Origin of the sequence: Eubacterium sp. MSJ-33 (assembly GCF_022174665.1) — a bacterium.
Lineage (GTDB): Bacteria > Bacillota > Clostridia > Lachnospirales > Lachnospiraceae > Coprococcus_C.
In genome coordinates this window covers 574,876-596,709 of the sequence record NZ_CP076562.1, presented here as the reverse complement: position 1 = coordinate 596,709, position 21,834 = coordinate 574,876, and the positions used below count along the sequence as shown (strand labels likewise).

General features: G+C 42.3%; 17 protein-coding genes. All 17 read right to left on the bottom strand.

Annotation, left to right across the window (positions count from 1 at the left end; genetic code table 11):
• The 17 genes from mutL to KP625_RS02635 all read right to left on the bottom strand — a co-directional run bounded on the left by mutL (window position 1) and on the right by KP625_RS02635 (window position 21,779).
• On the bottom strand, window positions 1-2,046 hold the full coding sequence (gene mutL / locus KP625_RS02715; protein WP_238299132.1) for a DNA mismatch repair endonuclease MutL: 2,046 nt from the start codon (window positions 2,044-2,046) through the stop codon (window positions 1-3).
• A 74-nt stretch (window positions 2,047-2,120) separates the two neighbouring features.
• Window positions 2,121-4,745 (bottom strand): DNA mismatch repair protein MutS, encoded by a 2,625-nt coding sequence (gene mutS, locus KP625_RS02710; protein WP_238299897.1) that lies wholly within the window; start codon window positions 4,743-4,745, stop codon window positions 2,121-2,123.
• Window positions 4,746-4,768: 23 nt separating this feature from the next.
• A complete protein-coding gene (gene miaB / locus KP625_RS02705; RefSeq protein WP_238299131.1) occupies window positions 4,769-6,223 on the bottom strand; it encodes a tRNA (N6-isopentenyl adenosine(37)-C2)-methylthiotransferase MiaB in 1,455 nt (484 codons plus the stop codon).
• A 168-nt stretch (window positions 6,224-6,391) separates the two neighbouring features.
• Window positions 6,392-6,685: a cell division suppressor protein YneA gene (gene yneA, locus KP625_RS02700; protein ID WP_238299130.1), complete on the bottom strand. Its 294-nt coding sequence runs from the start codon at window positions 6,683-6,685 to the stop codon at window positions 6,392-6,394.
• A 183-nt stretch (window positions 6,686-6,868) separates the two neighbouring features.
• On the bottom strand, window positions 6,869-7,531 hold the full coding sequence (locus KP625_RS02695) for a hypothetical protein (protein ID WP_238299129.1): 663 nt from the start codon (window positions 7,529-7,531) through the stop codon (window positions 6,869-6,871).
• Window positions 7,494-8,021, bottom strand: coding sequence for a hypothetical protein (locus tag KP625_RS02690; RefSeq protein WP_238299128.1), 528 nt, complete (start codon window positions 8,019-8,021; stop codon window positions 7,494-7,496). Before KP625_RS02690 ends, KP625_RS02695 begins: the two co-directional genes overlap by 38 nt.
• A gap of 81 nt (window positions 8,022-8,102) precedes the next feature.
• Window positions 8,103-10,064, bottom strand: a complete 1,962-nt coding sequence (locus KP625_RS02685; protein WP_238299127.1) for an NAD(+) synthase — start codon at window positions 10,062-10,064, stop codon at window positions 8,103-8,105.
• Window positions 10,065-10,067: 3 nt separating this feature from the next.
• Complete coding sequence (locus tag KP625_RS02680) at window positions 10,068-10,604, bottom strand: Holliday junction resolvase RecU (RefSeq protein ID WP_177970774.1); 537 nt, start codon at window positions 10,602-10,604, stop codon at window positions 10,068-10,070.
• 86 nt (window positions 10,605-10,690) lie between these two features.
• Entirely contained in the window at window positions 10,691-11,659 is a 969-nt protein-coding gene (locus tag KP625_RS02675; protein WP_238299126.1) for an RluA family pseudouridine synthase, read from the bottom strand.
• 77 nt (window positions 11,660-11,736) lie between these two features.
• The gene (locus tag KP625_RS02670; protein ID WP_238299125.1) at window positions 11,737-12,306 is read right to left on the bottom strand and encodes a hypothetical protein; all 570 of its coding nucleotides are present in this window, start codon (window positions 12,304-12,306) and stop codon (window positions 11,737-11,739) included.
• 40 nt (window positions 12,307-12,346) lie between these two features.
• The gene (locus KP625_RS02665) at window positions 12,347-13,102 is read right to left on the bottom strand and encodes an SDR family NAD(P)-dependent oxidoreductase (protein ID WP_238299124.1); all 756 of its coding nucleotides are present in this window, start codon (window positions 13,100-13,102) and stop codon (window positions 12,347-12,349) included.
• Entirely contained in the window at window positions 13,099-14,505 is a 1,407-nt protein-coding gene (locus KP625_RS02660) for an RsmF rRNA methyltransferase first C-terminal domain-containing protein (RefSeq protein ID WP_370641398.1), read from the bottom strand. The genes KP625_RS02665 and KP625_RS02660 overlap by 4 nt, the downstream gene beginning before the upstream one ends.
• Window positions 14,480-15,715: a GTPase HflX gene (gene hflX / locus KP625_RS02655; RefSeq protein WP_238299123.1), complete on the bottom strand. Its 1,236-nt coding sequence runs from the start codon at window positions 15,713-15,715 to the stop codon at window positions 14,480-14,482. The genes KP625_RS02660 and hflX overlap by 26 nt, the downstream gene beginning before the upstream one ends.
• 27 nt (window positions 15,716-15,742) lie before the next feature.
• Window positions 15,743-16,669 carry a tetratricopeptide repeat protein gene (locus KP625_RS02650; protein ID WP_238299122.1) on the bottom strand — a complete coding sequence of 309 codons (927 nt, stop codon included), beginning with the start codon at window positions 16,667-16,669 and terminating at the stop codon, window positions 15,743-15,745.
• A 23-nt stretch (window positions 16,670-16,692) separates the two neighbouring features.
• On the bottom strand, window positions 16,693-17,709 hold the full coding sequence (locus tag KP625_RS02645) for a M15 family metallopeptidase (protein WP_238299121.1): 1,017 nt from the start codon (window positions 17,707-17,709) through the stop codon (window positions 16,693-16,695).
• A gap of 22 nt (window positions 17,710-17,731) precedes the next feature.
• A complete protein-coding gene (gene thiC / locus KP625_RS02640; protein WP_238299120.1) occupies window positions 17,732-19,036 on the bottom strand; it encodes a phosphomethylpyrimidine synthase ThiC in 1,305 nt (434 codons plus the stop codon).
• 124 nt (window positions 19,037-19,160) lie between these two features.
• Entirely contained in the window at window positions 19,161-21,779 is a 2,619-nt protein-coding gene (locus tag KP625_RS02635) for a translation factor GTPase family protein (RefSeq protein ID WP_238299119.1), read from the bottom strand.
• Window positions 21,780-21,834: the final 55 nt, after the last annotated feature.

The window sequence follows — 21,834 nt, the reverse complement described above, 5'->3', positions numbered from 1 at the left end:
TTATACAATCCTGTGGAATTTCTTCTCTAATTCTTCTTTGCTCATGGAGATAATCGTTGGTCTTCCATGAGGACATGTGTATGGATTTTCCAGATTTAAAAGTTTATCTACAAGGGCATCAGCTTCCTGAAATGATAAATTCATGTTTCCCTTTACCGCTGCTTTACATGCCATCGTTGATAATTTTTTAATGAAAACATCGTTTGATATATAACCGGAATTTTGAATCAGGGAACCTACAAACTCCAGAAACATATCGCGTCCATGCATTCCGAACAGATTGGATGGGACAGCATTGATCTTGAATTCGTTTCCACCAAATTCCTCGATGTCGTATCCGATTTTCATAAACATATCATAATTATCAAGGATTGCCTGCCGCTCTGCATAAGTTACTGTAAGCACCATTGGTGGCATAAGCTGCTGGGACAAAACCTGTTTGCTCTTCAGATTCGCCATCAATTCTTCGTATTTTACCTTTTCGTGTGCAGCGTGCTGATCCATAATATACAGATTATTGTTGTACTCGATAAGCCAATACGTGTCAAAAACCTGTCCGATGACGCGGTGTTTCAATCTGGCTTTCTCTGTTAAGAAATCGTCATCAAAGAGACTTTCCTGCTTTCCAACGGTATATTTATATGCAGCGGTGTTTTTGTCCATTTTGGGTGAAACTTGTTTTACAGCAGTGTCATTCTGTGAAGTTTCCTGTGGTACTGCGTTTGGCTGTGCGGAATATACAACACCGTCATCAGCTACCATATCAGCAATATTGGGCAGAGCCGTTCCTTTTTTTGCAGCTTCCTCTTCTTCTGCTTTGCGCAGAGATTCGAGAATTTTATAAGTTGGACTGTAATTCCCGGCCCGTACATTTTTTTGTGGAATTGCATGTGACGGGGCTGGTTTGCTGACAGGCTGTGTTGCTGTATGCGGTTGAACCGTAGCTGCAATCGCTGAAACGGATGTCTGTGTACGGCGTACTTCAAATGGTTCTGCGGGTTTGTGCTCCGGATCGGATATCACAGGGTTTGGAATTGGCTTTTCACCCTCCTTAGGGATAATCTCTTTGTGGGTTAGTGCCAGCTTTACCGCATTACAACAGACCTCAAAAAGTTTTTTCTCGTTGTCATATTTGAATTCCATCTTTGTTGGATGGACATTGACGTCACATTTTTCCTGCGGCAGTTCCAGATATAACACAGTAAATGGAAACTTATGCTGCATGACAAATGTGCGATAACCTTCTTCGATTGCACGGTTTATCACACTGCTTTTGATATAGCGGTGATTAATAAAATAGTTTTCTAATCCACGGTTCCCTCTGGCGATAAAAGGTTTGCCGATAAATCCGGTCAGATGGATATCACCGTCAACGTAATCAAGCGGAATCAGATTAGCAGTAATATCTCTTCCATACAACTGATAAATAGTATCTTTTAATTTGCCGTTTCCGGATGTATCAATTTTTGTCTGTCCGTTAGCAATCAGTTTAAAGGATATTTCCGGATGAGACAAAGCAATTCTTGTCAACAAATCAAAAATATAGGAACCTTCTGTCATGGCGGATTTCAAAAATTTTTTCCGAGCAGGTGTATTAAAAAAAAGATTACGTACAACGATGGTTGTTCCGTTTGGAACACCAACCTCTTTGTATTCGATTTCCTTTCCGCCATGAATCACATATTTCACTCCGGTCAGGTCTGTTGCGGTTTTTGTGATCATCTCCGTCTGGGATACTGCAGCAATCGTGCTGAGTGCTTCTCCGCGGAATCCTAAGGAAATAATCGAATTTAAGTCTTCAACATGTTCAATTTTACTTGTTGCATGTCGCATATATGCCATCCGGACTTCTTCTTTTTCTATTCCACAGCCGTTGTCTGTGACTCGGATAAAAGAAGTACCACCATCCTTGATTTCTACAGTAATCGCTGTAGATCCAGCGTCTATGGCATTCTCCAGAAGTTCTTTTACAACCGATGATGGTCGTTCGATGACCTCGCCGGCAGCAATTTTATCGATAGTAGCTTTATCTAATACTTTTATCATGATAGCATTCCTCGTATAAATTTAACTGCTTACATATATGTTTGTTGATTTTGTTTTTGTACCCGCATTGTTCTTTATATATTTTTTAGTCGATCTTGTAACTCCTGCAGATATAACATAGCTTTCATAGGAGTCATATTATTCAGATCCATTGTTTTTAACTCGTTCGCGATTGACATCTCAACAGGGGAAGAAAACAGGGACATTTGTTCATAAGTATCGGACTTATTTGCTGTTTTTTTGTGTGTTTCAGTCATGTCTGTCTTAATATCAATATCTTTGACTTTCGTAGTAATGTCGGAGTCGATCAATTCATTGCAGATCTCACGCGCACGTGTTAAAACCGGTTCCGGAACACCAGCAAGTCTGGCTACCTGAATACCGTAGCTCCGATCGGCACCACCTTTGATGATCTTACGCAGAAATACGATATCTTCGCCGTTTTCCTGTACTGCAATACAGAAATTATTTACAGAAGACAATTTCCCTTCGAGTTCGGTTAGCTCATGATAATGGGTTGCAAACAATGTTTTTGCACCAATAATGTTCGGGTCGGCAATATATTCTACTACAGCCCATGCAATTGACAATCCGTCAAATGTGGATGTTCCGCGTCCAATCTCATCTAAGATAAGCAGACTGTCTTTTGTAGCATTGCGAAGAATATTTGCAACTTCGTTCATCTCAATCATAAAGGTCGACTGTCCACTTGCGAGATCATCGGATGCACCAACACGGGTAAATATCCGGTCGCAGAGTCCGATGTTAGCAGATTGTGCCGGAACAAAGGAACCAATCTGTGCCATTAGAGTGATTAAAGCAGTCTGACGCATATAGGTAGATTTACCTGCCATATTAGGTCCTGTTATAATAGAAATTCGGCTTTCGGCGTTATTAAGATATGTATCGTTTTCAACAAAACTATCATTTGCAAGCATCTTTTCTACAACCGGATGGCGGCCGCCTTTGATGTCGATGATTCCGTCGGTATTAAGTGTCGGACGAACATAATGATTCTTATCGGCAACATAAGCAAGTGAGCAAAGGGCATCTAATTCTGCGATATAACCGGCCATCTTCTGCACACGGGTAAGTGCTTTGGCAAGGGTTTCGCGCAATTCCACATAACAATCGTATTCAAGCGCGTAAAGCTTGTCTTCTGCACCCAGAATCTTGCCGGAAAGTGTGTTCAACTCATCTGTTGTAAAACGCTCGGCATTGACAAGTGTTTGTTTGCGAATAAAATAATCCGGAACCATGGACTTAAAGGAGTTGGTTACCTCAAAATAATAGTCAAATACCTTGTTATATTTAATTTTTAAGCCTTTGATGCCTGTCTTTTCCCGTTCTTTTGCTTCCAAATCCGCCAGCCACGTTTTACATTCAGTTTTTGCCAGCCGTAATTCATCAATCTCATCCCGATATCCTTTTTTGAAGATGCCGCCTTCTTTGACAGAAACGGGCGGTTCTTCCACAATTGCCTGCTCTAACAGATCATATAGATCTTCCAGACTATCGTAATCTTCATAGATCTCCTGAAAACGTGCTGCATGAAATTGTGACAGCATATTGTAGATATCAGGCAGATAATGAATGGATGTCTTGAATGCAAGCAGGTCTCTTGGATTTGCAGTTTTCAGCGCAATTCTTGTAATCAGTCGTTCCAGGTCATAGATGGTGTTTAAATATTCACGAAGCTCCTCGCGGTTTACAAGATCTTCGTTCAATGCTTCAACTGCATCAAGACGGCTTTCGATTCCTGTCTTATCCAGAAGTGGCTGCTCTACATATTCCCGTAGCTTTCTGGCTCCCATCGCAGTCTTCGTCTTGTCTAAAACCCAGAGCAGAGAACCGCGTTTCTGCTTGTCCCGCAGGGTCTCCGTTAGTTCCAGATTGCGTCTGGTAGAAGAATCAAGAATCATATAGGAATCAACCGAATAGGTCTCGATATGGTTGATATGGGACAGGGAGTTCATCTGTGTCTCGTGAAGGTATTGAATCAGACCGCCACAAGAAGCGATACACGCCAAGCTATCCTTCAGACCAAGTCCTTCCAGACTGTTGATATGAAAATGCCGTTTTAACGTATCTTCGTCTGTATCTATATCGAAATAATAATCCGGTGCTTCTGTATGTGCGACCTGCAGCCGTTCGCAGACAGCGTGGATATCTTCGATCTGCTCAATACCGGAGTGATACAATACCTCGGATGGCTGAAATTTATTGATCTCATCGACAACCTTCTCTACCGTCTGGATCTGGCAGGTTTTGAACACACCTGTAGACAGGTCTGTGACGGAGATGCCGAAATATTTGCCGATATGGGAAATGCACATCAGATAATTATTCTTTGTCTCTTCCAGGCTTTCAGCGGAGAGATTCGTACCGGGTGTTACGATACGGATAACCTCTCTTTTGACAAGGCCTTTGGCAAGCTTTGGATCTTCTACCTGTTCACCAATCGCAACCTTATAGCCTTTTTTTACAAGCTGGTTAATATAGGTATCTGCTGCATGGAAAGGAATGCCGCACATCGGTGCACGTTCCTCCATCCCACAGTCTTTTCCGGTAAGAGTCAGCTCCAATTCCTTGGAAGCTAAGATTGCATCATCAAAGAACATCTCATAGAAATCACCGAGACGGTAAAATAAGATACAGTCTTTATATTTTTCTTTTGTTGCAACGTATTGCTCCATCATAGGAGATAGCTTTGCCACGCCAATCACCCAATCCTTTCACCCATGAAGTAAAATCCCTTACAGTCTGTCAGTTTTACATCGACAGTCGTACCGATCATATCGGCAGTTCCCGGGAAATGTACCGTTACATTCTCTTCTGTCCGTCCGGTCACAAGCGATGCATCGTGAGTATTCAGTTCTTCCACAAGCACCGGCTTTACCTGCCCGTTAAATCGGCGGATCTGACCGTTTGATACTTGATTTACCAATGTCAAAAGACGGTTAAAACGTTCTTTGATGACATCCTCCGGCACCTGGTTATCCATTGTTGCTGCCGGTGTTCCGGTACGCTTGGAGTAGATAAATGTAAACGCCTGATCGTATTTTACTTTCCGGATAATATCCAGTGTATCCTCAAAATCTTCTTCTGTCTCGCCCGGGAAGCCGACGATGATATCGGTTGTCAGGGAGATGTTCGGCATCTTGGCACGAATCCGGTCAACTAATGCAAGGTACTGTTCCTTCGTATAGCGTCGGTTCATGCGTGTTAATATGTTCGTAGATCCTGATTGCACAGGCAGATGCAGATGCTTGCAGATCTTCGGCTCTTTCGCCATTACCTCGATTAGCTCATCGGACAGATCCTTCGGGTGGCTGGTCATGAAGCGCACACGCTCGATGCCATCAATCTTACACACTTCCGTAAGTAACTGTGGGAATGTCACGCGGTCTTTCTCGTCCACTTCGACAATCTTCCCATCCTTGTATTCATAGATATTGCCATAGGAATTTACATTCTGACCGAGCAGCATAACTTCGGTAATTCCCTGCTTGGCAAGTGCTTCTACTTCTGCCAGAACTTCTTCTTTCTTACGGCTCTGCTCGCGTCCGCGTACATATGGCACGATACAGTATGTACAGAAATTGTTGCATCCGTACATGATATTGACGCCGGACTTAAATGTATATTTCCGCTTTCTAGGAAGCTGTTCGACGGTCTGTTTTGTCTCATCTAAGACTTCGATTGTCTGCTTGCCTGTTTCTAAATAGCTGTAAATAAGCTCTGCTAATTTGTAGATGTTATGTGTTCCAAAGATAATATTTACGAATTTATACTTCTGTTTCAATGTCTCGATGACATGTGGCTCCTGCATCATGCAGCCACACAGACACACGATCATGTCTTTGTTTTTGTTCTTTAATGTCTTGACGTGGCCGAGATGTCCGTATAATTTCTGATTCGCATTCTCACGAATCGTGCATGTATTAAAGATTACAAAGTCAGCATTCTCGTCATCGACTTCTTCGTACCCGATTTCATCCATGATTCCTTTTAATTTTTCAGAATCGTGTGAATTCATCTGACATCCAAAGGTCTGGATGTTGTAGGTAAGTGGTCGATTCAATGCTGCCTTTTTTTCAAGCACAAGTGTTTTGCACTGGTTCATAAAATAGTATTGTCTATCCGGCTCCATCGTTGGAATTGACACGCTGTTCATTTGTATTTCCTCTTTCTTATATAATTTGTGGGAGGTGTGTTCCAATCCCACAATTAAATTATTATATAAGAAATCAACTTAACTTTCAACCGATACAGCGGGAAAAAATTGTTGAAAAAAGCCGGAAATTAAATTCCGGCTTCCAATAAGGTATGGTATGGAATTTATTTATAATGATGGTGCGTAGTAAGGAATTACTAATTGCCCACCATAATAAATCGTATCGTCCTCCAGATTGTTGATAAATTTTACTTCATCTACGTATTCACGGTAACTATCGTATTCTTCCGAACAATACTCCTCTGCAATTGTCCAGAGTGTATCATCTTTTTCGATTGTTATGTATTTATAATATTTTTGATTCGAAGTAGCAGCTTCCGCATTTTGTTTTTTACTATTAACTCCAAATAATATACAAAGAATAAGTACAAGACTAAGTACAAAAATCAATTTACGTTTCATATCTATATCCTCCCTGTGTCTGTTCTATCTGATGAACATCTGTTCGATGATTGAATTATACAGAACATCTGTTCTCTTGTCAATATCTTTTTCGAATAAATGTTCGATATTCTTCCAAACAGGAGGGGAACAGTCTTATTGTAAACAAAAAGCGCAGTAAAAACTGCGCTTTTCAGGGATTCATTATTTGAATTCAGATAAAGTTGGAATATCGGAAAGAACACCGGTGTATTCTTTTCCATCGGTATCCGGTTCCGCATCCATGTTGTTTTCCGTTGGTTGATAATGTAATGTATATCCAATAACTAGATCATCAAACCCTTTTTCTTCATAGAATGAATATACATCCTGCAAAGCGCAAAGACATGCGTTAAGTTCTGTCTCGTTTGTATAATCAGCAACGATTTCGGCATTTGTCAGATGCGTTTGGTCATTTTCTGTGATTTCATAGGATAAAATGTTGGATGGAAGCTTATCTGCATACGCGGCAAATACGCAGTCATCGTAATCATCCAACAGCATATTGGTTACGCTTTCCACGCCATAAAAGGTGTTATCCAATACATGGAATGTAATGTTGTTTTTCTTATCTTTCACAGTCCATAAAATATCCGTGTATCCATCCTCATCTTTATATTCATGGGGGATTTTATCCACAGTAACTCTTCTTATGGATAAGGTTTCTTTGGCATATGATTTGATATCGTCCGCGGTATACTCTTTTGTGCAGCCGGTTATGCCCACAACTATAAAAAGCAGAAAACACAAAGTCAGAATATATCGTTCAAATTTTAAATGCCGGACATTTTTATTTTCGATTGTTTGCTTTGTTCTTAAGCTCTTCATATTGCTGCTCCTTCATCTGCTGCACTTCACGTTCCCGCTGTTTCTTCCCAATCTGTAATGGGATTTGTGCAAGAATCAGGATAATCGTGCAGCCAATGATCATACGCAAAAAGCCTTTTCCGAGTTCTTTTATTGTACTATCCTGTCCCTCATATTGCAGTTCCTGAATATCAAGTACCTTGCCGTAGGTCTTCTTATCACAGCAAGGACAATGGAATTTCTTTGCATAATGGCTGTAATTTTGTGTATTTACAAAAGCACCGTTTGATATATGGGTACGGCTGCTCTTCTTATATTTTACCATAGCCGGGCGTGTAGCCTCTTTTCCGGTTACTTCATATATCGTTCCGCATTTTTCACATTGTACCTGTACGGTAAGCCCCGCAGCTTTTGCTTTGCGGACATTATGAAGTGTGATGATGAAATTCACAACAAGCCAGAGGAATAAGCATCCACCCATGGCAATAAGTGCAATTGTCTCCAAATCCATATTACAGTTCCTCTCGATTCTTTACTATATATAACACTTCATAACCCGGCAAAAGGTTGCATATAGTTTGAAAATAAATTCTTAATCTGCAAATTCCTCTAACTGCCGCATCCAGATCTGCACGGATGCGTCGCTTGGCATACGCCAGTCGCCACGTGGGGATAAGCATACACTGCCGACCTTCACGCCATCCGGCATACAGCTCCGCTTGAACTGCTGGGCGAAGAAACGGCGATAGAACATTTTCATCCATTTTAAGATGGTTGCAGCATCATAGATTCCTGCAAATGCACGTTTTGCCAGATGGAAGATCTTCTCCGGGCTGTATCCAAAACGCATGACATAGTACAGGAAGAAATCATGCAGCTCGTAAGGACCGACCGAATCTTCGGTCTTCTGCACGATATTACCATGTTCATCCGGAGGAAGAAGTTCTGGGCTGATCGGTGTGTCAATGATATCCTTCAGGACTTCCGTGCTGTCCGGGAAGATGTTACATTCAATCACGCTGGCAATCATCCATTTGACAAGTGTCTTCGGGATGCTGGTATTGACACCGTACATGCTCATCTGATCGGCGTTATAGGTACACCAGCCAAGGGCAAGCTCTGACAGATCTCCGGTTCCTACGACGATGGCACCGATTTTATTCGCATAGTCCATCAGCACCTGTGTCCGCTCGCGTGCCTGCACATTCTCATAAGTAATGTCTTTGATCTCCATATCATGTCCGATGTCCGCATAATGTGTTATACATGCATCCTTGATTGGGATTTCCTTCACGGTGATGCCGAGTGTCTGCATCAAGGTTAGGGAATTTTGGTATGTGCGGTTCGTCGTGCCGAAGGCTGGCATCGTGATTCCGGTCAGATTCGTAGCAGGAAGCCCCATCTTCTTCAAGGTCTGTGCAGCCACAAGCAGTGACAAGGTGGAATCCATACCGCCGGACACACCGATTACCATCTTTCCGCCACAGATGGAAAGCCGCTTTGCAAGTCCGCCGATCTGCATATGGAAGATATCCATACAACGCTTCTGACGTCTCTTTGTATCGCCCGGTGTAAATGGGTGTGGATTGACGCTTCGAAGACTTCCGTCGCTTTCGAAAGCTTCGGATACCGGAATTAAGATCTGACGCATCGAAACCGCGTTGCCATAGGTGCCGGCACAGTCCTGATAGGTCTTTCCTTTCAGGCGGTCTGCCTGAATCCGTTCGATGTCAATATCTGCGACAAGCAGATAGTTATTTTCCGCAATCCCGCTGTTTTCGGCAAGCATCTTTCCGCCCTCGCAGATCATGCAGTGACCGGAGAAGATCAGGTCGGTTGTACTCTCGTTTGCTCCGGCGCTCGCATAGAGATAGGTGCACATCAGAGAGGTTGATTTTTCTTTTACAAGCTTCTCGCGGTATTCACGCTTTCCAATCGTATCGTTGCTTGCGGAAAGGTTTAAAATCAGTTCTGCCCCACTCATTGCCATAAATGCAGATGGTGGGATTGGTGCCCATAAGTCTTCACAGATTTCTGCACCGAAGCAGAACGCATCCGGCAGATGATAGATTAGGTTATTGCCGAGCGGAATATCATAATCACGCTCCACAGAGCCAAGTAATTCAGAGGCATAGATGTGATCCGTTGATAATTCCCGCGCAGAAGAAAACCAGCGTTTCTCATAGAATTCATTGTAATTCGGGAGAAATGTCTTGACGGTGATGCCATAGATATGTCCGCGGTATGCAGTTACAGCAACGTTATAGAGCGCATTTGCAATCGAAAGCGGCATACCGAATACAACAACCATATCATAGTCTGCGGTTGTCTGTACAAAACGGGCAGCTTCTTTTTTACTTTCTGTAAGCAGCGTCTGCTGCAGAAATAAATCCCCGCAGGTATATCCGGTGACAGACAGCTCCGGGAATGTAATCAGATTGACACCTTTTTGTTTTGCTTCTTCCACTTTTTGAAGCATCTGGTCGACATTATAAGCAGTATCCGCAACACGCATGTCCGGAACTGCGGCTGCTACACGGTAATATTGATACATCGTTTAGTCCTCTCTTTCCTGCAAATCCAGCTGCAATCCCTTCAGATAATGAATCGGTGCACCGGATTGTGACTTTATAAAATAGGCGGGATTTAATTCCTCGTACTTAAAATTCTTTGCATGTCCCTGCGCAGCGCGGGCAAGGTAGGTTTCTAACTCACATAACCGCAGGTAATAAAACTCATTGCGTGCGGTAAACATTACAAGCAAAAAGCTGACACCGTGCTGCTTCTCAAATTGCCGCATAAAACGTATTTGGTGTTCGTGGATGTTTCGAAGCGGAAATGTATCTGTCGCGCATTCCTTTGCATCGAAGCAGACCGGAATGCCTTGTACTACCCCGATATAGTCGACGGTGGAATCTTTCTCGAAATAAGCAAGCTTAATCTGTCCGCTTTCCGAATCAATCTTAACGGGAGTGATCGGTGTCGGAATCTTCTGCATGAGCGCTAAGTTTTTCTCTGTATATAATTCATTGGTGAGATTGATGAGTTCCTCTAAGGTGGAACCGCGTAATCCTCTGGAATTCCATGTTGGCATGTTTTTATAATTAATGCTTTCTATTTTTAATTCTATGTTATGAAATGTAAATGCGCCCGGACTGTATCTCCGGCAATCCATGTTGTTTAGTGATTCGTTGGGGATTTGAGTTCCAGCCCATCCGCTATTTTCTGAAATTTTGCCGGCAACGGATCTGTGATTTCCGGGATGCCCGGTAATACAAGTCTGCCTGCGTGGAGTAACTGATGATTCAGATTGTATCGCTCGCGAAGCTTCCGGTTTACTGCCGGGCTGCCATATTTCGTATCGCCAGCCATCGGATATCCGAGTGATTGCAGATGCGCACGAATCTGATGCGATTTTCCGGTGAAAAGCTGTACCTGCAATAAGGTGAAGCCATTTTTCGTGCAAAGCGGTGTAAATGCGGTCTCGATCATCGATGCACCGGGGCTTTCATGTTTCTGTATCTTAGACTGATTCTTCTTTGAATCCTTTACGATATAGGCTTTCTCATGGATGCGTTGCTTCATCTCTCCGGCTACGATCGTGTAGTAATATTTTTCACATGTATGTCCCTTTAATATGCGGGCTAACATCTGACTGCCCTTCAACGAGATTCCGGCAAGGATAATGCCGGATGTGTTCCGGTCTAAGCGGTTGCTGATTGACGGATGGAACGTCTCTAGCTGTTTCTCGTTTAGAATCCGCATGGAAAGGCAGTAATCAACGATTGCTTCGTTGATTGAGTAATCATCCTTTTGTGCTTTCTGTGATAGGACACCGACAGGTTTATGCACCGCTAATATATCCGAATCCTGATAGAGAATCTGAAGCGTGATCCCCGGCTTTTGTTTGGATACCTGTCCGGTCTGCGTAACACGGAACTTTTCAATCGTCTCATCTGCCAGAAATACTTTAATTACATCGCCGCATTTTAAGATTTCATCACCGGTTGCTTTCTTGCCGTTTCTGGTGATGTTTTTCTTGCGGAGCATCTTGTAGATAAAGGAAGAAGGCGCCTGATTCAGGTATTTCATCATATATTTATTTAAGCGCTGTCCGGCATCTAAATCTGTGATAGTAAGCTCCTGCATATCCATCTCCTCCTTGCCTTCAAATTACAACTTTTATTTATATTCTTATCTGTTCTTTTAGATTTAACACACAAATTTTATACGCAGAATGTCAGTATCTGCTCTCTCATATATTTATCTATCACTTTTGTTTTATCATTCGGTTCGCCGATGGCGTGAATCTTTTTTGTAAAGGTGTCTGTATCAGTGTACAGATGGACAATATATTTGTACTTGCTGTTTGCAAGCGCCTGCTGCATGAATGTTTCGTATTCCTTCTTTTCTTCTTTAAAATGTTTATCTAACACAAGGGCATATACGCTTCCGTTTCTGACACAGACTGCATCATAAAAATGCATACCCTCGGTTTGAGTGATTACGAGATCGTAGATCATGTCTGTCTCATTGGTCTGACCGTGTACCACGTCATAAACGTCCTGTGGCATTGTCTGAAACCGCGCACACATAATATAGGCAATCAAAAATTTTGCAAATGGCAGAACAAGAAGAATTGCGAATACGATACCGATACGCCCGGTGTCGCCAAATGCAAGCAGCATGGAAAGAATGATTGATGCAATCATAATTGCCAGAATCAAAGTCACAAGCAGCTTTCCTTTTTTGTAGTAATTAATATAGCCATATTGGCCTTTTTCTTTCTTTTTCATTGAAATAAGTCTGTCCTTTATTATAGGTATGAAAAGTTGTTTAGTGTATGAATGGAACAATAAAGCCATGCGGAATAACCTTTGTTACAACACGGAATGCCTTCATGACAAAACCATATGTTGATACGGTCTTCCCTTTCATTGCGTCCTTTAAGGCAAGCGCAACGACTTTACTTGCATTGGCACGTAGGATAACCTTATATCCTTTGGTTTTGGTATAGCTTTCTGCTATATCAAAAAATTCGGTGTTTACCGGCCCCGGACAAACAGCAGTTACAATAATACCATGCTTCTTCAATTCCTGATGTAATGCTCTGGAAAATGAAAGTACATAGGATTTGCTTGCAGCATAAACCGCAAAGTTTGGTTGCGGCATAAATGCAGCGGAGCTTGCAATATTGATAATATTTGAGTGTTTTGCCATGTATGGAAGGGAAAGCTTCGTCATACGGGTCAAGGCTTCACAGTTTAACTGCACCTCGCCTGTCAGATCTTCTTCGGAAATCTGTTCGACATAGCCCATCTTTCCATATCCGGCGGCATTTATAAGTACACGGATCTGTGGATGAAATTTTTGTAACATTTCTTCATAAGTACCGATGGCATTCCGATCACACAGATCAATCGGAATTGTTCGTATATGTACTCCATGCAAAGCCCTCTTTAATTCATTCAAACGTTCTTCTCTTCGCGCAATCAGCCAGATCTCGTCGAGTGTGACAAAATGCTGATTAATCTGCTTGGCAAATTCTCTTCCCAAACCGGAAGATGCACCTGTGATTACTGCTATTTTCATGACATCAACCTCCATCCAGGTAAATATTTATTCTTCAAAACACCTTGGTTTGCTTTCCCGAAGCCAAGCGGATATCCGTCCACACACACTAATACATAACCGTTTTTGACGGATGTATCATCAAAATCAATGGTTTCACCCTTTAAGTATTTGATAACCTTTGCATCATCTGCAGGTAGGTTGAGGCAATTATCGAACTCTTCCTTCGTAAGAGCCATTGCAAGCGACTGGCTTGGCTCAAATCGGTTCTTCTTAATCTCGCCGACATATAAGCCGCATCGCAAGATTCTGAGTCCGCGGACCGTCGGAAAGCTTTCCGGTATATAATATAGTTTATCGCCTGATATCTCAAATCGTTCCGGGGAAAATTTATGTGTCGTATGTGATAAAAAATCAAGAACGGAATCCGGGAGTTTTGCACGTTTGACCGGGTAATCACCATAATTGGCATGATTATCTCTTTCTCCCTGTTTTTTTACAAGACATACAAAATGTCCCTCACCCTCAATCTTATGTGGCCAGAGTCTGGCACATCGTGTCAGTGTTTCGTTTCCGGTATTGCCCCATTCCGGATGTCCGTGGTCAAATTCCTCATAAGGGTGGAAATCCACCAGCTCCAGATGATCATCCAGCGAAAGAAGATATTCGATGGACTGCTCATTTTCAAGGGGCGCAAATGTACAAGTTGAATAAAGCAGCATGCCACCCGGCTTGAGCATTGTGACAACCTGATCTAAGATGCTTCGCTGCAGATCGGCGAACAACTGATTGCCGTTATTCTCCCATGCGGTGATCATGGATGTGGATTTGCGGAACATACCTTCTCCGGAACATGGCGCATCAATTAAGATTTTATCAAAATATTCATGAAAACGTTCGGCTAATTTGTAGGGGGCTTCACTGATGATTAGTGCATTTTCTATGCCAAAAACCTCCAGATTTTTCAGTAATGCCTTCGCTCGTGAAGCACTGATATCATTTGATACAAGCAGGCCGGTGCCGTGTAATTTTGCCGCAAGCTCCGTTGATTTTCCACCCGGAGCGGCACAGATATCAAGTACCCGGTCTCCTTCCTCCACAGGCAGGACATTTGCCGGTGTCATGGCAGATGGTTCCTGAATATAGTAAAGCCCGGCAAAATAATATGGGTGTTTGGATGGTTTATCTAGTGTCTCATCATAATAAAATCCATTTTTACACCATGGAACCGGACGCAGATGAAATGGATTAATCTTCAGAAATTCTTCCACAGAAATCTTCATTGTATTGATTCGGATGCCATGATACATTGGCTGATCAAGACAGGCTGCATATGAATCAAAATCGTCCTGCAGAAGTGTTCGCATATTTTGTTCAAAGTTAATAGGTAATTCCATGTTATAGTAGCCCTTTCGTGCCTGCATCTACATACGCGCGGACGAAGATGCCGTCCTCTCTGTATTCTTCTTCTAACAGATTGCCCGATTTGCGAATCTGCTGGATAACACCTGCTTTGGCGTATGGAATCGTCTGTTCGATGTATATGCGGCTTTGGTTGATGATTTCTGCGAGAATATCTGTGATTTTTTCAAATCCGGTTTCTTGCTTGGCAGAGATATATAAGGTATGGTCTGCCTGAAAATCTTTCACTGCTGGAAGATCGTCTACTTTATCGATTTTATTAAATAATGTGATAACCGGCTTATCCTTTACGCCTAACTCACGTAACGTATCATAGACGGTTAAGATATGCAGATCGGCTTGTGGATTCGAGATATCAACCACATGCAAAATAATATCTGCAAACTTTGCTTCCTCCAGTGTGGAACGAAACGCGTTGATCAGATGATGTGGCAGTTTTCGGATAAATCCGACGGTGTCTGTCAGAATGATCTCCTGTCCGTTCGGCAGTTTGTAATTCCGTGAGGTCGGATCAAGTGTTGCAAACAGCTTATCCTCTTCTAAGACACCTGCCTGCGTCATGTGATTCAGCAAGGTTGACTTGCCTGCATTTGTATAACCAACGATTGATACGATCGGAATATGGCTGTTCATACGCTGTTTCCGCATAACCTCACGGTGAGCGATATCGTCTTTTAAGTCACTGGAAAGCTTCGCGATGCGTTCCCGAATGATTCGGCGGTCGACTTCGAGCTTCTTCTCACCGGGACCTCTCGTGCCGATTCCGCCGCCCAGACGGGACAATACCTGTCCCATACCAATCAGGCGGTTACTGCGGTACTTGAGCTGTGCCAGCTCTACTTGAAGCTTACCTTCCCTTGTTGTTGCATGCTTGGCGAAGATATCCAAGATCACCATTGTACGGTCCATGACCTTGGTGTCTAATTCCTGTTCCAGGTTTTTCATCTGGATTGGCGATAACTCATCATCGCATACAACGCCGGTCGCGCCAAGGCGTTCCACCATTTCACGAAGCTCCTCGACCTTACCGCTTCCAAGGTAGGTTGCTTTTTCGATAGAATCTTTATTCTGGATCATGCGTCCAAGCGTTTCTGCACCGGCGGTCTGTACAAGCTCCTCAAGCTCATCTAAGTTTGCAGAAACATTCTCTCCATTATCCAGATCTATGGCAAAAAGAACAACCTTTTCAATTTCCACTTTATTTTCGTACATAGTTCACCTTTAGTTTACATAATATAATTATTGTGTAGCTAATCCGTTCGTTTCTGGTGTGAATAAATGAAATTTGTCATTTACAGGTTTTTCATTTAAATTCACCCGGGTATATAGATAGGCATAGATATCCTGTCCACTTGTGTCATCCGGATATTGCTGAATATACGTAGATGCCCGTGAAAAGGCTTCTGTATAATTCTGAAGTTCCTTATAACACATAATCTCTGCGTATAATATTTTCTGCGTATAGTCGCTTTCTCCACTTGTCTCAGCCTGTGCAAGATAAGTCAAAGCCTGATTATAATCTTTGATATCATAGTAATAGGATGCGTATTTGTAATTTACATATGCGTCCAAACCGTGATATTGCGCATAGATATCAAGGTATTGTTTCATCTTGTCATAGCTTTTTTGGTTTTCATAACAGATTGCAGCATAAATACTGATATCGTTGTGCCCATTTTCCACTGCTTTTGTAAAGGTTGCAACGGTTGAGACATAATCTCCCTGCTTGTAATTTGCAAGCGCATGAGATAACTCTGTCAGGTAGGAAAGCTGTTTGCTGTCATATTTGGAGGAACGATATTTCTTCTGAATTTTCAGGTAAGTCAGTTCTGCATTTGAAAAATCCTGTAAATGCATCATGCAGTCTGCCTGATACATCAGAATATCAATGTTCACAGAATCAGAAAACCATTGCTTTTCTGCGTAAGCTTCCTGAAATTTGTCTAAAGCTTCCTGATAGCTGCCTGCTTCATAGAGAGAAACCGCTTCCTTACGAATGCTTTTTTTATGGGAAAATATATGAAAGCATACAATTACGAATGCAAGTGTTATAATCCCAAGACAAATCAGATGAAAACGACGGATACGCCGCTTACGTTCCCGTCTGCGGCGTGCCATCTCCCGTTCATATTGTCCTCTTTTCATATGTTTATCTGGTTTACTCATAAATGTTCTCTAGCATCTTTCTCTTAATTTCCCTGCGGAACTGCTTCGCTCTGGGTTGTTTCACCAGTATCTTCCGATGTAGTAACTCCGGTATTCGGATCAGTTCCTATAGCACTCGGGTCAGTGGAAGGAACCGAATCTGTGGAAGTGGAGATTGCAACACTGCCACCATTTAATAAAGTGTAGAATTCTTCCAGTGTCAGGTTATTGGTTGTTAAAAATACTGCTGCATCTCTTCCGACATAACGGAAATGCCATGGCTCAAAATTATGTCCGGTAATGCTTTCTTTTCCTTCCGGATATCGTACAATAAAACCAAAGGAAGAACAGTTTTGCATCAGCCATTGATTGGTTGGGAGGGAAGCAACAACGGATATATCCAGTTCGGCAATGTCGTGGGCCGTAACATCAAAGGCAAGACCGGTTGCATATTCTCCACTGCCCTCTGTGTCTGCGCTGATATAACCGCCTTTAATTGTGTACTCATTTCCGGCAGCATTACATGCTTCGAGCATAGCAAGCAGATCGTTATAGATTCGTTCATCTACGATATATCCACTGTTCAGTGTATGCTGTTCAAACGTATATCCGGCAGCGATTGGATTTGTATCATTGACAAGCATCAGGTAATCAGGGTTGTTCTGATAAATATAAGCTGCCTGTTCGCGGAGAACTGCCTGCGTATCAACTTCTTCGGTAGCAGGTGCTTCGGTTGTTGTTTCGGTTGTTGTTTTTGGAACCGTTTTTTTCTTACCTGCTATACCGTGAATCAGTAAAATCAGCAATACAATAACGATAACCACACCCAGAATTGTATAGAACAACAGACTGTAATCTCCGGCTTTCATATGTTTTTTTACTCTGCGTATATGTTTGCGGATGATTTTATATAACTTTTTAAATAAGATTTTCAGCTTCTTATATACAAATACACAGAATATGCTGATGTAGTGAAATACATATGCAAAAAATAATCCGATTCCCTGCAAGAATATTTTCCCGTATTTCTTGATATTTTCCCAAACTTCATTTTTTTCCATAAGTACCCTCCCGTTTTATCTACTATAAAATATCAATGTATTCTCCTGCTAATGCTTTGTTCATGCTACGTACAGCACAGAATTTTCCACACATAGAACAGGTATCTTCATGTTCCGGGCTGCGGTCTGCGCGTATGGCTTTCGCTGTCTCAGGGTCTAAGGCACATTCCCACTGTTTATCCCAGTCAAGCACCCGTCTTGCATCTGCCATCTTGTCATCAATATCACGGGCACCGCGCACTCCCTTAGCAATATCTGCAGCATGGGCAGCAATTTTAGATGCAATAATTCCTTGTTTTACATCGTCAACATTCGGCAATGCCAGATGCTCTGCAGGGGTAACATAACATAAGAATGCCGCTCCGGCCTGTGCCGCGATAGCTCCTCCGATTGCAGCAGTGATATGGTCATACCCCGGAGCGATATCCGTAACCAGCGGTCCAAGTACATAGAATGGAGCTCCCATACAGATAGTCTGTTGTACTTTCATATTTGCGGCAATCTGATCCATTGGCACATGTCCGGGCCCCTCGACCATAACTTGTACATCTTTTTCCCAAGCGCGTTTTGTAAGTTCTCCGAGTCGTACTAATTCTTCAATCTGGCAGACGTCTGTTGCATCAGTAAGGCAGCCAGGTCGACAGGCATCTCCGAGAGAAACCGTTACGTCATACTCTGCACAAATATCCAGAATTTCATCGTAATATTCGTAGAAAGGATTTTCTTCTCCGGTCATAGTCATCCATGCAAAAACAAGAGAACCACCACGGGATACAATATTCATCTTCCTCTTGTGTTTCTTGATCTGTTCAATTGTTTTTCTTGTAATACCACAATGCAATGTTACGAAGTCTACACCATTTTCTGCATGTAGTCGTACAACATCGATAAAATCTTTGGCTGTTAGTGTTGCCAGATCTCTCTGATAATGAATAACCGAATCGTAGATTGGAACCGTACCAACCATAACCGGGCACTCAGCAATTAATTTTTTTCGAAAAGGTTCTGTATTTCCATGGGATGAAAGATCCATAATGGCGTGCGCTCCCAAATTAACAGCTTCCATTACCTTCTTCATCTCGATGTCGTAGTCCTTACAATCTCTGGAGATACCAAGATTGACATTAATCTTTGTCTGAAGCATAGATCCAATACCTTCCGGATCAAGGCATGTATGCAGTTTATTTGCAGGGATTACAACCTTTCCGGATGCTACAAGAGGAAGTAATTCATCTTCTCGCATATGTTCTTTTGCGGCAACTTTGGAAAGTTCCGGTGTAATAATTCCCTTTCTGGCTGCGTCCATCTGTGTTGTATATTCTCTCATTAAAACCTCCTATTATGTCAAACTATATCTATTCTAGTCATAATTATTTAAATTATAGCATAGATTCTCTATAAATACAAATAACTGCACTTATAAATTATTCATTTATAAGTGCAGTTATCCGTCATTGAATATCATATATTTCTCGAAGTTCTTTTGCAGCAGTTTCTATGTTTGCATAGAGTTCACGGGAAGAAATAATCCGGCATCCGGCACCGCGGGTAATTGTCTGAATTAATCTATCCGAGGTCGCAACGGTCATAAGATACTGATCTTCATGTTCATGTGTATAGGCTTCAATAAACTGGTCTGCCGTCTGATTTTCTTTCGTGTGTATAATTTCAATCTCCTCCTGTGTTACAAAGCTTCCATGATTTCCTTTCACCTTATATCCATCAAACACGAGCAATGTTTTTACGCCTGTAATGCTCTGATAATTTGATAACAGGGAAATAAGTTTATCTTTTGCAGCATCCAGATTGTCTTTTGCAAGTGACGTTAATAATTCCCATGCAAATATGACATTATAGCCATCCACGATAAGACGCTTTTCTTTTGGAGTCAGTATTGCCTTTGATGGTTTGGCAGTATAGGATTCAGAATGATTTGCCATCCTTTTTTTATATAATTTTTTCTTTGCGTTTTGATTGGCTGTCTGACCGGATAAAATTGCATCAATTTCGTCTAAACCAATGGAATAATCAAATGTTTCACGGCTTTGCATCTCATATTCAACCGGTGTGGTTTCCGGGATATCGGTATCATCGCTCACATGCATATAAGCCTTTACCTGATCCCATGGAACGATGAATCCGGAGCCGTGTGCACAGAATACAGATGACGTTGGGTTTCGCAGATCTGCTTCCGGGTCATACGGATGTGTATTGATTATTTCTTCTTCGTTATGACATGGTGTATATCCGCGAAAACTAACCTGAAATTCACCCTGTCCTTTTGTGTATGCCCGAACATGAAGCTGATAATCGCGTAATGTTGCAACAGGACCGTGTCCACGGAGGATTGCTCTGTCACCGCTTTGCTCAGGTGCTTCCATCACGGCATATAAGGACTGAAGATCTGTCATGGCATGTCCAATCATAGAACTTGGAATATCAAGGGTGAAATCATATTCCGGTTCCAGTATTATAGTGCCTGCTTCCATCAGTCCCTGACGGATCGCACGGTAAGTTGCCTGTCGGAAATCTCCCCCTTCCGTGTGTTTGTTATGGGCACGACCGTTTACTACTGTGAAATGAACATCCGTTAGTGGAGCTCCGATTTTTGTACCCCGATGTGTCCGTTCTAATAAATGTGTATAGATCAATCTCTGCCAGTTTTTGGACAGGATATCTTCTGAACAATCCAAAGATGCATCAACGCCACTACCCTGTTCAGCCGGTTCTATACGGATATGAGCTTCTGCATAATGACGCAAAGGTTCAAAATGTCCAACCCCGATGACAGGTTTTGCAATCGTTTCTTTGTATAAAATACTTCCACTGTCAAAGGTTGGTACTGCACCACATCGTTTTTTAATCAGTTCAGTCAGAATCTCGATTTGAACAGGTCCCATCAGCATGATTTGGATTGTTTCGTTATGTTCATTCCACGCCATATGAAGTTCCGGGAGTTCTTCATCGAGATCCTTGATTTTGGTATACATCAGTCGTGTACTGACAGATTCGTCAAAGTAAATCGTATAGGAGATAACTGGTTCAATACATGCCATTGGATTATCGGTGTAATTTCCAATGCCTTCACCAGCCCGGACGGTTTCTAATCCTGTCACACTGCAGACTGTGCCTGCAGAAGCATGTTGCAGTGCCTCAAATCGTTCTCCGTTATAAACGCGGATCTGGGTTATTTTTTCATCTCCGACTGCATCCCGAACCGACAGATTTCCCTGCATAATCTTGATATGTGCCAGTCGATTTCCTTTCTCGTCCCTGGTAATCTTGTATACACGGGCACCAAATGGCAGGGAACCTTGGACTCCATAAACATCTTTTGTATAGATATCCAACCCCTGTAACAGCATATTCACGCCAATTTCTTTCAATGCACTTCCAAAATAGCAAGGGAAAACCATGCGTGTATGGATCAGCGTCTGTATCTCAGGAACACAAAGCGTTTCTTCTTCCATAAAACGGTTTAAAATTGCTTCATCTCCGGATGCAATTGCCAGATTTTCATACAGATCATCCGGAATTGTAATCTCACCCTGTGTATAGTGTGTAAATGGAATGATTTTGTCCGACAATGTTTGTAATTCGGCAAGAATCTCTGCCTCAACCGTATCCGGCTGATCCATCTTGTTCACAAATATAAATACCGGAATGTGATACTCTTTCAGCAATCTCCAAACAGTTTTTGTATGTGCCTGAATTCCATCCGAGGCGCTGATTACAAGAATGGCATAGTCGAGCACCTGCAATGTACGTTCCATCTCTGCTGTAAAGTCTACGTGACCGGGCGTATCCAGTAACGTGATTTGTGTATCAGAAACAGTGAACTCTGCCTGTTTGGAAAATATAGTGATACCACGGCTTCGCTCCATTTCGTCATGATCGAGCAGGGTGTCTCCGTTATCGACTCTTCCAGCCTGTTTTTTTACACCGGTTTCATAGAGAAACTGTTCGGAAAGTGTCGTTTTACCGGCATCAACATGCGCAAGTATTCCAATTGTAATATGCTTTTTTTCTCCTTCAGGCATTGTCAGCAACCTCGCTTTTCTTTCGTTCATACAGTAACTATCATAACACAGTTTTTTTGTCTAGTCGATATTGGAATTTGTATGT

Excerpts from the sequence above, each read along its gene's own strand:
- mutL (WP_238299132.1), bottom strand. The coding sequence starts at position 2,046 with ATGATAAAAGTATTAGATAAAGCTACTATCGATAAAATTGCTGCCGGC.
- mutS (WP_238299897.1), bottom strand. The coding sequence starts at position 4,745 with ATGATGGAGCAATACGTTGCAACAAAAGAAAAATATAAAGACTGTATC.
- miaB (WP_238299131.1), bottom strand. The coding sequence starts at position 6,223 with ATGAACAGCGTGTCAATTCCAACGATGGAGCCGGATAGACAATACTAT.
- yneA (WP_238299130.1), bottom strand. The coding sequence starts at position 6,685 with ATGAAACGTAAATTGATTTTTGTACTTAGTCTTGTACTTATTCTTTGT.
- KP625_RS02695 (WP_238299129.1), bottom strand. The coding sequence starts at position 7,531 with ATGAAGAGCTTAAGAACAAAGCAAACAATCGAAAATAAAAATGTCCGG.
- KP625_RS02690 (WP_238299128.1), bottom strand. The coding sequence starts at position 8,021 with ATGGATTTGGAGACAATTGCACTTATTGCCATGGGTGGATGCTTATTC.
- KP625_RS02685 (WP_238299127.1), bottom strand. The coding sequence starts at position 10,064 with ATGTATCAATATTACCGTGTAGCAGCCGCAGTTCCGGACATGCGTGTT.
- KP625_RS02680 (WP_177970774.1), bottom strand. The coding sequence starts at position 10,604 with ATGCCAACATGGAATTCCAGAGGATTACGCGGTTCCACCTTAGAGGAA.
- KP625_RS02675 (WP_238299126.1), bottom strand. The coding sequence starts at position 11,659 with ATGCAGGAGCTTACTATCACAGATTTAGATGCCGGACAGCGCTTAAAT.
- KP625_RS02670 (WP_238299125.1), bottom strand. The coding sequence starts at position 12,306 with ATGAAAAAGAAAGAAAAAGGCCAATATGGCTATATTAATTACTACAAA.
- KP625_RS02665 (WP_238299124.1), bottom strand. The coding sequence starts at position 13,102 with ATGAAAATAGCAGTAATCACAGGTGCATCTTCCGGTTTGGGAAGAGAA.
- KP625_RS02660 (WP_370641398.1), bottom strand. The coding sequence starts at position 14,505 with ATGCAGGCACGAAAGGGCTACTATAACATGGAATTACCTATTAACTTT.
- hflX (WP_238299123.1), bottom strand. The coding sequence starts at position 15,715 with ATGTACGAAAATAAAGTGGAAATTGAAAAGGTTGTTCTTTTTGCCATA.
- KP625_RS02650 (WP_238299122.1), bottom strand. The coding sequence starts at position 16,669 with ATGAGTAAACCAGATAAACATATGAAAAGAGGACAATATGAACGGGAG.
- KP625_RS02645 (WP_238299121.1), bottom strand. The coding sequence starts at position 17,709 with ATGGAAAAAAATGAAGTTTGGGAAAATATCAAGAAATACGGGAAAATA.
- thiC (WP_238299120.1), bottom strand. The coding sequence starts at position 19,036 with ATGAGAGAATATACAACACAGATGGACGCAGCCAGAAAGGGAATTATT.
- KP625_RS02635 (WP_238299119.1), bottom strand. The coding sequence starts at position 21,779 with ATGAACGAAAGAAAAGCGAGGTTGCTGACAATGCCTGAAGGAGAAAAA.